Here is a 13237-nt window from a genome sequence, read left to right on the forward strand (position 1 = left end):
TGTAAGGATACGACAGAGTCGAATGGTATTTATCCCGTCAAGATCCCTCAGTAATGACAATTAAAGCTTTAACCGACCGCAAAAATGTAAAGCGATAAACCTCTCACTCGTTAACAATCAAAACATTATAAACGGCATATAAATGTGATGACGATTGCATATTGTGTCCTTGTTTGATTTTTTCCATGTAAACGAGTTTTAACACACCAATGAACTGTGATATTCGTACGCCGATTTATTAAAGGCAAACAGGGCATTTAGGTAATTATATGGATACTGTCTCAACAGCAGAGAGTCAAAACAAATTATCTCTCCTACAACTCACCCGCTCAACAGGCCCGGGCATTATAATGGCGACTGCTGCTGTTGGGGGATCTCATTTGGTGGCTTCCACTCAAGCGGGCGCCACCTATGGCTGGCAGATCGCGATAGTCATCTTGCTGATTAACCTGCTAAAATACCCCTTTTTTCGCGCCAGCATCCAATATACCGCAGCAACTGGCGAAAGTTTGGTCGAAGGCTATGCAAAACTTGGCCAAGCGTTTCTTTGGTTATTTTTAGGTGTATGCACTATATCTGGCATAGTAACTGCCTCAGCCTTGGTGTTATTTAGTGCCAATTTACTTGGCCATCTTTTACCTTTCGAATTATCATTAAGCAGCCTATCCATCATCATTGTGCTCGCCTGTCTAATCGCGCTGTCTTCTGGGCGCTATCGTGTGCTCAATACAATATCCAAAGTCATTATGCTTGTTCTAATACTGTCATTGGTCGCGGCACTGGCGTTAGCGGCAACTCAAACTCTTGATCACCCCGCTAGGGTGCAAGAGCAGACACCATGGTCTATAACAGCGATAGGCTTTATTATCGCCGCCATGGTATGGATGCCAGCCCCAATAGAAATATCCAGCGTAACTTCAGTATGGTTAAAAGACCAACTATCTGAGAATAAGGTTAGCACTAACTTCGCTTTACGGGATTTTAATGTTCATTATCTAGTTACCCTAGTATTAGCACTGGCGTTTTTGGCGCTTGGGGTTATGGTGTTTTACGGTAGTGGGCTGGAGTTTTCTCAATCCGGCGTTGAGTTTTCTAATCAATTGATTGAGGTTTATACATCCAGAGTTGGGCAATGGACCTATTGTATTATCGCAGCGGCGGCCTTTTTTTGTATCTTTGGTAGCACAATTACCGTTATCGATGGTTATGCACGCACTATTGCGGAGGCTCAGCGTTTATTGCAAGAGCGCGAAGAAATCAATCACAAGACGTCGGTGATCTGGATGGTATTAATTGCCTTTGCGGCACTGGCTCTCATTTTGTTCTGGTTTTCTTCGGTATTGTCGATTCTCTATTTCAGCTTAACTCTTGCCTTTATTACCACGCCATTTTTTGCCCTACTGAACTTTATTCTGGTATCCAAAACAAATTTACCCAAACCTTTTGCATTAACTAAACCGATGAAATGGCTCTCGATAGCAGGGCTTATCTATTTGTTTGGCTTTTTGGCGATCTACTTTTGGTGGAATTGGTTGATATAACAGAATTAAACACAAAAGGCCTGATTCGAGACAATATCAAAATCAGGCCTTGTTTTTTTGTATAGGAAAAGCGCTTAGTTATGCGACACCACAATTAAGCGCAATGAATCAAGTTGATATTGAGCTTTAGCAATATAGGCTTCTAACTGAGTTATTTGCTCTTCTATCGCGCTTAGTTCCTCATCACGGATATTTGGATTGACGGCTTTTAAGGCCTGCAAACGTTCAAGCTCGGCATTCAAACTGGCTTTCATTTCAGTTTGCGCCTGATTGCGTATCGCAGTGACCTTATCAACCACGATGGATTCACCTGCTGTGATCATTTGGTGTATCTGCGGCTGAACAGATGACACCAACTTGGTCGCCATATGGCGCCCCACAGGACTAAGCTGACGGTTGAAACTTTCAAACTCAACCTGCTCAGACAAATCACTGCCCTTACCATCTAACATTAAACGAATCGGAGTGGCAGGCAAAAATCGGCTAATGCCACTGCGCTTTGGTGCTTGCGCATCCACTTTGTAAATCAGCTCAAGTAACATGGTGCCAACCGGCAATGCCTTGTTCTTAAGCAAAGAAACCGCTGCTGTGCCCACCCCTTCGCTCATCAGGAGATCAATTCCCCCTTGGATCATGGGGTGCTCCCAACTGATAAAGTTCATATCTTCGCGAGATAACGCCGTATTACGATCAAAAGTGATCGTCGCCCCTTCATAGGGTAGGCCAGGGTAACTTGGCACCATCATGTGCTCAGATGGCGTAACCACTATGGCGTTTTCACCTTTATCGTCCTGATTAAGGCCGATAGTATCAAACAGACTTAACGCAAAGGTGACCAGATTGGTATCCCCATCTGTTGCCGCAATGTTATCGACAATTTGCTGCGCTTTCTCACCACCATTTGAGTGCATTTCAAGTAAACGGTCGCGGCCTTGTTCAAGTTGTGACTTTAAGGTTTGATTCATGGCCGCAGATTGGCTGATCACGTCATCGAGTTCTGTGATATCACCTGATGCTAACATGTCAATTAAGCGACCTGAAAACTCATCATATACCGCTCGGCCAGTTGGACAAGTATCGGCAAACGCATTCAAACCTTCATCAAACCAGCGCGCTAAAATTGCTTGTGATGTTTGCTCCAAATAGGGAACGTGAATATCAATATCTCTGCTTTGACCAATGCGGTCAAGACGACCGATACGCTGCTCAAGCAAATCAGGATTAAACGGTAAATCAAACATCACCAGTTGGTTAGCAAACTGGAAGTTGCGCCCTTCAGAACCGATTTCACTGCAAATCAGCACCTGAGCTCCGCCCTCTTCCTGAGCAAAATACGCCGCTGCTTTGTCTCGTTCAAGAATCGACATGCCCTCATGAAACACGGTAGCACGAATACCTTCACGTTCACGTAGCGCCTGTTCCAGTTGCAGAGCCGTTGTCGCTCGCGAAGCAATCACTAGAATTTTTTCACTGCGCTTTTGCTTAATTTTTTCAATCAGCCAATTGACTCGCGAATCAAATTGCCACCAGCTGGCTTCTTCCCCTTCAAATTCTTGAAAAATTTCTTCAGGGTAGAGATTTTTCACAGCGCGCGCTTCTGGGCTTATTTTCCCGCCAATTAAACCAGAAACACGCATTGAAGTGGTGTATTGAGTCGGTATTGGCATTGGCAGTAAGTGGACATTGCGAACAGGGAAGCCCTTTATCGCTGCACGAGTATTACGAAACAGAACTCGACCTGTACCATGGCGATCCATAAGGTTATCGATCAGCTCTTGGCGCGCCTTGGCTTTTTCTGCTTCTTCAGTATCACTTTCAATAATACGGAATAACGGCTCCACATCTTGCTCTGTCAGCAGTTCAGTGATCTGATTTTTGGCGTCATTGGATAAAGACTCTCCAGAGAACAAGGCACTCACAGAATCCGCGACAGGGGCATATTGCTCCTCTTCCTCAACAAAAGCTTGGTAATCGTAAAATCGGTCAGGGTCGAGTAAGCGCAGACGCGCAAAATGGCTTTCGCGGCCAAGCTGCTCTGGGGTTGCCGTCAGCAATAACACTCCGGGTGTATTTTCAGCCAAGCCTTCAATTACTTGGTACTCGCGGCTTGGTTTTTCCGGACTCCATTCGAGATGATGAGCTTCATCGACAACCAGTAAATCCCACTCCCCTTCTAATGCCTGCTCAAAACGCTGGCGACTCTTGCGCAGAAAATCTAATGAACACAATACATATTGCTGGGTATCAAATGGATTGTCAGCATCAGCAAATGCTTCAATGCAGCGCTCTTCATCAAAAATAGAAAAATGCAAATTGAAACGACGCATCATCTCCACTAACCATTGATGCTGCAGTGTTTCCGGTACCACAATCAAAATACGTTCAGCTCGTCCAGCCAACACTTGCTGATGGATAATCATCCCAGCTTCAATGGTTTTACCTAAACCAACTTCATCTGCAAGCAGGACGCGCGGCGCATGTCGACGTCCTACTTCATGGGCAATATATAACTGGTGTGGAATCAAGCCAGCGCGCATACCACACAATCCGCGCATCGGACTCTTGTGCTGCTGATACTGATTTAGTAATGCTCGATAGCGCAACACAAAATTGTCCATTCGATCAATTTGGCCTGCGAACAATTTATCTTGTGGTTTGTTAAAACGAATTTGGTTGCTGAGCATAATCTCGCGCAGAGCAACCTCTTTTTCACCTGTATCTTCACGCGTTCCAAAGTAGGTATACAAACCTTGCTCTTCAACAACCCGCCCAACGTTAAGTGACCATCCTTCTTGACTATCTACAAGGTCACCCGTGTTAAATGTCACACGGGTGACAGGCGCATCGTTACGAGAGTAAACCCGGTTTTCTTCGGACGCTGCAAACATAAGTGTTACAGTACGATTGTCCAATGCAACCACAGTTCCTAAACCTAAATCGCTTTCCGTATCGCTGATCCAGCGCTGGCCCAAAGCAAATGTCATGAATCGACTACCTCACCTGTTGAATTCAAAAAATGGGTCTAATTATCTTAGTTATTCTTGCGCGACGTGACCGTTTGATAACAGGAAAATGATAACCCGTCATCACGCAAAAAAGGCCGCTAATATTACTTTAAGCTGTGATATTGGTCACGTACAAACACCTCAAAAAACAACAATTTTTTCTCCATCTTTTGCATGACATCAAACTGTAAGAAAAGAGTGGCAGTTCTGGAAGGGAGAGTTGCAGATCTGGATTATACTCAGAATTGATAGTGCAAAATTTGGCGTCAATTTTTCGACTGGCATAATAAATGCATTATTGATATGACGATCAACACGGGTTTGTAGCATAACAGCTAACCGACAGCGATCTCTAAGCGACTTAGCGTCTTGCTACAAGCCAACGCAAGTAAGCCAAAAAACAAGCGATTGTGATTGGCATTTTAGCCGTATCTCGGCAAGGAGACGCTTATGGGTGACACGGATCGGAAACTTTTTGTCCTAGACACCAACATCCTTCTTCATGAACCTTTAGCTATTTATTCCTTTCAAGAACACGATGTTGTCATACCTATGACAGTCCTTGAAGAACTCGACCGAATCAAGGACAGTAAACGCGATGTTGCTCGCGATGCCCGTGTGGCCATCAGAGCAATGGAAGCCATGTTCAAAGATGCCACCCCTGACGAAATTTCCGAAGGGATTCCAATTAACCGAGATAAAGAACGCACGGGACATATCTCCATTCTTGCCGACTTTGAATTACAGGAAACCGTCAAAGCCTTTGCCGATAAAGCCGGTGACAATCGTATCCTCAATGCGGTTTTGTACTTACAAAATAAACGAGCACCGCGAGAAGTGATTTTAATCACCAAAGACATCAATATGCGCTTGCGTGCTAAGGGCGCTGGCGTTCGTTTTGTGGAAGATTATCGTACCGACCAACTGATTGATGATGTCCAATACCTAACCAAAGGATTCCAACAAATTGAAGGCGATTTTTGGAGCAACGTTGATCAAGTTGAAAGCAAAACGCTTGCTGGTCACACCTATCACATACTCGACCGAGAACCCTTCGAACCAACCTACATTAATCAATACGTTATCGATGAGAACAGTGATTTTGCAGGACGTGTTGAAGATATAAAACCCGATAAGATCACCATCAAAGATCTGAGTCGAGAGCGAATGTTGAACCGCCGAGCATGGGATATTACGCCAAAAAATATTTACCAAGGGATGGCACTAGACGCTCTGCTTGATCCCGACATTGATCTCGTCATCATGACCGGTGCAGCAGGAAGTGGTAAAACTCTGCTTGCTCTCGCATCCGCCCTTGAACAAACCATAGAAAAAGGGATGTTCGATAAAATCATAGTCACTCGAAACACACCAGACATTGGTGAGTCCATCGGTTTCTTACCCGGCACCGAGGAAGAAAAAATGCTGCCTTGGCTTGCCGCCGTCACCGACACTTTAGAGGCCTTACATAAAAACGATCATTGTACGGAAGGGTCGCTAAAGTACATTTGCGATAAAGCCAACATACAGTTTAAATCGATTAACTTTATGCGTGGACGCTCAATTCAAAATGCTTTTGTACTGCTTGATGAGTGCCAAAATTTAACTGCTTCACAGATTAAAACCATTATTACTCGCTGCGGCGAAGGGACTAAAATCGTCTGCTCGGGTAACTTAGCGCAGATCGACTCTCACTACCTTACTCCAGTTACATCGGGGTTAACCTACATGGTTGAACGCTTCAAAAACTTTGAAGGAAGCGCTAATGTCCACCTCAACGGGGTGGTTAGAAGCCGCTTAGCGGAGTTTGCTGAAGAAAATTTATAACCTTCCATCGCGGGATACTCTAAGTATCCCGCAAATAATTATTCACAAATAGAACATATTTAGTTATAAATAGCCTTAGCGAATTTTACACTCTGGGGTTACCATGGCTTTCAACCTACGCAATAGAAATTTTCTCAAATTACTCGACTTCTCACCAAAAGAGATTCAGTTTTTAATCGATTTGGCCGCCGATCTTAAAAAGGCTAAGTATGCAGGCACTGAACAAAAAAAACTCAGCGGAAAAAACATCGCTTTGATTTTTGAAAAGGCCTCAACTCGAACTCGCTGTGCTTTTGAAGTCGCAGCCTTTGATCAAGGGGCTCAAGTCTCTTACATTGGACCATCTGGCTCTCAAATTGGTCATAAAGAATCGATGAAAGACACCGCTCGAGTACTGGGAAGAATGTATGATGGTATTGAGTACCGGGGTTTTGAACAAAACATTGTTGAAGAGTTAGGGCAATATGCGGGAGTTCCTGTCTGGAATGGTTTAACCAATGAGTTTCATCCTACCCAAATTCTCGCCGATTTGCTGACAATGATGGAACACAGTAGAGGTAAGCAACTGCATGAAATTAGCTTCGCTTATTTAGGCGATGCGCGCAATAACATGGGGAACTCATTACTGGTCGGCGCCGCTAAAATGGGGATGAACATTAGACTTGTTGCACCTAAAGCCTATTGGCCAGAAAACGATCTTGTGCAAACCTGTCAGCTGCTTGCTTTACAAACTGGCGGAAAAATCACCCTTACCGAAAACGTCGATGAGGGCGTAAAGGGTTGCGATTTTCTCTACACCGATGTTTGGGTCTCTATGGGCGAAGCACCACAGGCTTGGGATGAGCGAGTCACCCAACTGAAACCTTATCAGGTCAATATGGATGTCATAGAAAAGACTGGTAACCCAAATGTGAAATTTATGCACTGCCTACCGGCTTTTCATAATGACGAAACGACAATAGGTAAAGAAGTTGCCGAAAAATATGGTATGAGCGGGTTAGAAGTCACAGAGGAAGTCTTTGAATCCACATATTCCATCGTCTTTGATGAAGCAGAAAACCGCATGCACACGATTAAAGCTGTGATGGTTGCCACCTTGGGTTCGTAATCTCTACAATATTTGCACTTTCAGGCTTCGACGTAAACGCTTGCGTTGGTCTCTCTTCAGCGTATAATGCTGAGCAATTTGTCTGGAGGTAGTGACCAAATGCCACGTAAAGGTGCTCAACAAAGCGATTTACATAGGGTAAGCCCAAACGCTTACTGGTCTGGTCTTTTTGCTATTTCCACTGATTTTTAAAGCCTCCCTTTAGGGGGGCTTTTTTATTGCCTAACATGCAGATGGGACGATGATTATGACCAATACGCTTTACAACAAGCACATTATCTCAATTCCAGAACTTTCTCGTAATGAGCTGGAACTGATTGTCAAAACCGCAGGTCAACTCAAAGCAGAGCCAAACCCGACTCTGATTAAGGACAAAGTGATCGCAAGCTGCTTTTTTGAACCATCAACCCGCACTCGCCTCTCTTTTGAAACAGCAATACAACGTATAGGTGGTAGCGTTATTGGTTTTGATAACGGCGGTAATACTTCTTTAGCGAAAAAAGGCGAAACCCTATCAGACTCCGTTCAGGTTATCTCCTCTTACGTTGACGCCTTTGTTATGCGCCATCCACAAGAAGGTGCTGCACGCCTAGCTTCTGAGTTCTCCCATGGAGTTCCGGTTATTAATGCAGGTGACGGAGCAAATCAACACCCGACTCAAACTCTGCTCGATTTGTTCTCCATTGCAGAAACGCAAGGCAGACTAGACAACCTCAACGTTGCCTTTGTGGGCGATCTCAAATACGGTCGCACTGTGCATTCATTGACACAAGCTTTAGCAAAGTTCAATCATGTTCGATTCTACTTCATTGCTCCCGATGCCCTAGCCATGCCAGATTATATTTGTGAAGAGCTGGATGAAGCGGGCATCCAGTACAGTATGCATACCGATATGGAAAGTGTTATTCCTGAACTGGATATTTTGTATATGACTCGGGTGCAAAAAGAACGCTTCGATGAATCAGAATATGCCCATATTAAATCGGCCTACATTCTAACCTCATCATTGCTTGAAGGAGCAAGGGAGAACCTTAAAGTCCTTCATCCACTGCCACGCGTTGATGAGATTACAGTCGATGTGGACAAAACGCCACACGCCTATTACTTCGAACAAGCAGAAAACGGTGTTTATGCTCGTGAAGCATTACTTGCTCTTGTCCTCAACAAAACGCTGTAATCGGGAGAATTATCATGACAAAAGAAACTCAATTGCAGGTTGAAGCCATTAAGAACGGCACGGTTATCGACCATATCCCTGCTCAAATTGGTATCAAAGTACTCAAATTGTTTTCCATGCACAAATCTAAGCAGCGCGTCACTATCGGCTTGAACTTACCTTCGTCTGCTCTTGGACACAAAGATTTACTTAAAATCGAAAACGTCTTTATCAGCGAAGAACAAGCGAGCAAACTGGCTCTATATGCCCCTCATGCGACGGTAAATCAAATTGAAAACTACGAGGTAGTGAAGAAGTTGGCGCTCGATTTACCCGAACAAATTAACAACGTATTTGAATGCCCCAATAGCAACTGCATTACTCACAATGAACCCGTGGAAAGCAGCTTTAAGGTGTTTGAGAAAAAAGACGACATCCGTCTTAAATGTAAGTATTGCGAAAAAGTATTCTCTCGCGAGATAGTGACAGAGCGTTAATGTTCTTAACTGTCTGATGGCTTCACATCCCTGCTTTTTCGAGCAGGGATTTTTCTTTACGCCGTGATGCTTTCACGGCAGACTAAGTTTTTCAAACACGTTACACCCCTTCACAGATGGAATATAACAATGACTAAAGTACTTCATACAAATTCTGCCCCTGCCGCGATTGGCCCATATGTCCAAGGCGTTGATTTAGGTAGCATGGTCCTGACGTCGGGCCAAATCCCCGTTGATCCTGCAAACGGTGAAGTGTCTTCCGATATTGCACAGCAAGCTCTACAATCTTTGAATAACGTTAAAGCCGTTGTAGAAGCTTCCGGTTTGACTGTGTCTGATATCGTCAAAATGACGGTATTCGTTAAAGACCTTAATGATTTCGGAACCGTGAATGAAGTGTACGGTAAATTCTTTGACGACCACGACGTCGCGCACTACCCAGCTCGCTCCTGTGTCGAAGTCGCTCGTTTACCAAAAGATGTCGGCATTGAGATTGAAGCCATTGCAGTTCGCAAGTAAGCGATAGCATCAAACGCGAGCCAAATGGCTCGCTCTATTGACTAACCGTATTTGCTGCATCCTGCTTGGATCTGTAGTTCATCGATCAACTCACTGATCTCGGCCGAAAATTGGTAGTGAGAGGTCCGCTCTTCAAGTAACACTGTGTTGTTTTGCGCATCAATCGCTAGCACTTTGCCCACGCCTTGCGCAAACCCTACCCACATCCCTTTCTCAATGTCACCTATGTCCATACTTGTATCTCCTTATTCACTGACTTTTATACAGTTCAATAAATAATAAAGATCAAAAAAGGCCGACGAATGTCAGCCTTTGTCAGCGAAAATTGGGGCTCGCTTATTTAGCGAAATCAACACCAATTTGAATATCACCATTGAGTGTATCTAGCATGCCGTCAAGCGCACTTTTTTCAAACGCGCTCAATTCACCATAGCTCAATACCTCTTCTACGCCATTTTTGCCTAACTTGACTGGCTGAGCAAAGAATGTAGCATGTTCACCATTACCCTCAACGTACGCATAATCGATGACTTCTTCACCTTGAAGTGCCTTGACGAGAGAAAGACCAAATCGGCATGCCGCTTGTCCCATAGACAGAGTTGCAGAACCGCCACCAGCTTTAGCTTCAACCACTTCTGTTCCTGCATTCTGGATACGTTTTGTTAATGCTTCCACTTCGTCTGAACTAAATTCAACACCCTTAACTTGAGAAAGAAGAGGCAAAATAGTCACGCCTGAATGACCACCAATAACAGGTACTTTTACATCACTTGGTGCCTTACCTTTCAGTTCAGCAACAAATGTTTCTGAGCGAATAACATCAAGTGTAGTCACACCAAACAAACGTCTCTTGTCATAAACGCCTGCTTTTTTGAGTACTTCTGCTGCGATTGGAACAGTTGTATTAACAGGGTTAGTAATAATACCAACCAGAGCGTTAGGACAAACCTTGGCAATTCTTTCTGCAAGAGATTTAACAATACCCGCATTGACATTAAACAAGTCGGCGCGATCCATACCTGGTTTGCGAGCAACGCCTGCTGAAATAAGGACAATATCTGCACCTTCAAGTGCTGGCGTTGGATCTTCACCTGAATAGCCTTTTATGGAAACAGGTGTTGGGATATGACTTAAGTCAGCAGCAACACCTGGTGTAACAGGCGCAATATCATACAGAGCAAGATCTGAACCAGCAGGAAGATGGTTTTTCAGTAAAAGGGCTAAGGCTTGACCGATGCCACCAGCGGCACCAATAACGGCTACTTTCATCGTAGTTCTCCTTGAGATGGGATCTCTTTATAAGTCTTAAGATGCGTTGAAATCAATGCTGTCCAAAACTATAGCAATCACATACTGATTACAATCAATTAACGTCAGCTTTGCGACCTTGCGCAACACTGTCAAAGCCCGCTTGACACAAGCATTTTTGAGCTCCAGCTGCATTCTAAATCCTTGTATATAAATCTGAATTATACTCGCTGTAAATTACGCCAGTTTACAGTGATAGCTCAGACATAATTCAGTCTCAATATTGGCACATGGTGAATAGCTATGCGAGAATATGCACTTAATCTTTGTAATAACTAAGGCTGGATAAAAAATGCGCCACTCAGAAAAACAAGATAATCTCGTGCGAGCCTTCAAAGCCCTATTAAAGGAAGAACGTTTTGGATCACAAGGCGATATTGTGGAAGCACTTAAAAATGAGGGCTTTGATAATATCAATCAATCCAAAGTTTCGCGAATGCTAACAAAGTTTGGTGCCGTGCGTACCCGCAATGCAAAAATGGAAATGGTTTATTGCTTGCCAGCAGAACTTGGCGTTCCAACTGTGTCTAGCTCATTACGTGAGTTGGTGTTGGATATTGACCACAACATCGCACTTGTTGTTATTCATACTGGCCCCGGTGCGGCTCAATTGATCGCGCGTCTTCTCGATTCTCTCGGTAAATCTGAAGGTATCTTAGGCGTAGTTGCCGGAGACGATACTATCTTTATTACTCCAACGCTCAACATCACCACAGAACAGCTATTTAGATCTGTGTGTGAATTATTTGAATATAAAGGCTAAAAATTTTCATAAGAAAAAAATATGAGTCGCAAAGGCATATAACTGGCGTGACTCCAATCACATCTTAGGAAAATCTATTCTCATCAAAAAAAACCAATAAATATATGTTTTATATAGAAAAAAATATAAATAAAAAGCAAAAATATTGGGTGACAAAAATATAAACACACCATATTTTTTAACAATTATTAAATTGAAGACAAAATATTTGATATTATTTTGCCACTTTTTCAACACACGGATTGAAAAAGATGCCGTTTTCGTGACTCGAAAACTTCCGCGGCAATTTACCCTGCTGTAGGACAAATAATGTATAAAGGAAGGGAAATTCATGGCATTAAATAAATTGATTAAAGTTGGTGCAATCGCAGCAGCCGTAATCGGAACTGGTACTGTTAGCGCTCAAGAGTTTATCACTATCGGAACGGGCTCAGTGACAGGAGTTTACTACCCCACTGGCGGTGCTATTTGTAAACTCGTTAATAAGGGCCGCAAAGAGCATAATATTCGTTGCTCAGTAGAATCGACAGGTGGCTCAATATACAACGTCAATACCATTCGAGCAGGTGAACTTGACTTTGGTATTGTTCAGTCTGACTGGCAGTATCACGGCTATAATGGGACCAGTAAGTTTGCTGAGCAAGGCCCATACAAGAAGCTGCGCGCAGTGTTTTCTTTGCATACAGAACCTTTTAATATCATTGCGCGTTCAGATTCTAAAATTGACAACATTTCCGATCTCAAAGGTAAGCGCGTCAATATTGGCAACCCAGGCTCTGGCGACCGTGCCACTATGGGCGTTGTTATGCAGGCTATGGGATGGACAAATGATAGCTTTAAGCTTGCTTCTGAGCTAAAAGGATCTGAGCGTTCACAAGCATTGTGTGACAACAAGATCGACGCGTTCGTGTACGTAGTTGGACACCCAAACGGTTCTATAAAAGAAGCAACGACGTCTTGTGATGCAAAACTGATTTCTGTAACAGGCCCCGAGATCGACAAAATTGTTGCCGATAATCCATATTATGCCTTTAGCTCAGTACCTGCTGGTATGTATCGCGGTACAGACAAAGACGTCAACAGCTTTGGCGTTGCAGCAACTATGGTAACCACTTCTGATGTCTCGGATGAAGTTGCATACAACGTTGCTAAGTCTGTGTTTGAAAACTTTGATACATTCAAACGTCTGCATCCTGCATTTGCTAACCTGAAAAAAGAGGAAATGGTAAAAGCGGGGCTTTCTATCCCTCTTCACCCTGGTGCTGAAAAATACTACAAAGAAGTGGGTTTGTTGAAGTAACCGTTATGCTCAGCTAACAGCAAGTGTCTAGGACAAGACGTGACTTATCCCTAGGTACTGGTTCAACAAGAGGAGTTTCATATTTTTGAAACTCCTTCCTACTCTTACCTATCACAGCATAATATTCAGCACGTAAAAGTTGCTTAGCGTGCAAAAATAACAATACCAATTCAAACTCTTAATAATCATAAACAGACAGGCCATATATAATAA

The 13237-nt window shown here is 43.5% G+C and carries 11 protein-coding genes; 8 read left to right on the top strand and 3 right to left on the bottom strand.

The window, feature by feature from the left end; genetic code table 11:
• Positions 1-269: 269 nt before the first annotated feature.
• Positions 270-1541: an NRAMP family divalent metal transporter gene (locus tag QQK21_RS10865; RefSeq protein ID WP_284192217.1), complete on the top strand. Its 1272-nt coding sequence runs from the start codon at positions 270-272 to the stop codon at positions 1539-1541.
• Positions 1542-1615: 74 nt separating this feature from the next.
• On the opposite strand, the gene rapA is transcribed toward QQK21_RS10865, so the two are convergent.
• On the bottom strand, positions 1616-4525 hold the full coding sequence (gene rapA / locus QQK21_RS10870; RefSeq protein ID WP_284192218.1) for an RNA polymerase-associated protein RapA: 2910 nt from the start codon (positions 4523-4525) through the stop codon (positions 1616-1618).
• 471 nt (positions 4526-4996) lie between these two features.
• On the opposite strand from rapA, the gene QQK21_RS10875 reads away from it, so the two are divergent.
• The 5 genes from QQK21_RS10875 (at position 4997) to QQK21_RS10895 (ending at position 9653) form a co-directional block, all read left to right on the top strand.
• Positions 4997-6373: a PhoH family protein gene (locus QQK21_RS10875; protein WP_284192219.1), complete on the top strand. Its 1377-nt coding sequence runs from the start codon at positions 4997-4999 to the stop codon at positions 6371-6373.
• A gap of 103 nt (positions 6374-6476) precedes the next feature.
• A complete protein-coding gene (locus QQK21_RS10880) occupies positions 6477-7481 on the top strand; it encodes an ornithine carbamoyltransferase (RefSeq protein WP_284192220.1) in 1005 nt (334 codons plus the stop codon).
• 247 nt (positions 7482-7728) lie between these two features.
• Positions 7729-8658, top strand: coding sequence for an aspartate carbamoyltransferase (gene pyrB, locus QQK21_RS10885; protein WP_284192221.1), 930 nt, complete (start codon positions 7729-7731; stop codon positions 8656-8658).
• A 14-nt stretch (positions 8659-8672) separates the two neighbouring features.
• Positions 8673-9134, top strand: a complete 462-nt coding sequence (gene pyrI, locus QQK21_RS10890) for an aspartate carbamoyltransferase regulatory subunit (RefSeq protein WP_284192222.1) — start codon at positions 8673-8675, stop codon at positions 9132-9134.
• A gap of 129 nt (positions 9135-9263) precedes the next feature.
• Complete coding sequence (locus tag QQK21_RS10895; protein WP_284192223.1) at positions 9264-9653, top strand: RidA family protein; 390 nt, start codon at positions 9264-9266, stop codon at positions 9651-9653.
• 41 nt (positions 9654-9694) lie between these two features.
• Here QQK21_RS10895 and QQK21_RS10900 read toward each other — a convergent pair whose 3' ends face one another.
• Positions 9695-9886, bottom strand: coding sequence for a hypothetical protein (locus QQK21_RS10900; protein ID WP_284192224.1), 192 nt, complete (start codon positions 9884-9886; stop codon positions 9695-9697).
• 103 nt (positions 9887-9989) lie between these two features.
• Positions 9990-10922 (bottom strand): malate dehydrogenase, encoded by a 933-nt coding sequence (gene mdh, locus QQK21_RS10905; RefSeq protein WP_284192225.1) that lies wholly within the window; start codon positions 10920-10922, stop codon positions 9990-9992.
• A gap of 331 nt (positions 10923-11253) precedes the next feature.
• Between mdh and argR the strand changes: the two genes are divergently transcribed.
• Positions 11254-11724 carry a transcriptional regulator ArgR gene (argR, locus tag QQK21_RS10910; protein WP_284192226.1) on the top strand — a complete coding sequence of 157 codons (471 nt, stop codon included), beginning with the start codon at positions 11254-11256 and terminating at the stop codon, positions 11722-11724.
• Between the two features lie 331 nt (positions 11725-12055).
• Positions 12056-13024, top strand: a complete 969-nt coding sequence (locus tag QQK21_RS10915) for a TAXI family TRAP transporter solute-binding subunit (RefSeq protein ID WP_284192227.1) — start codon at positions 12056-12058, stop codon at positions 13022-13024.
• Positions 13025-13237 lie beyond the last annotated feature (213 nt).

The sequence above is a fragment of the Vibrio zhanjiangensis genome (genome assembly GCF_030161235.1).
Classification (GTDB): Bacteria; Pseudomonadota; Gammaproteobacteria; order Enterobacterales; family Vibrionaceae; genus Vibrio; species Vibrio zhanjiangensis.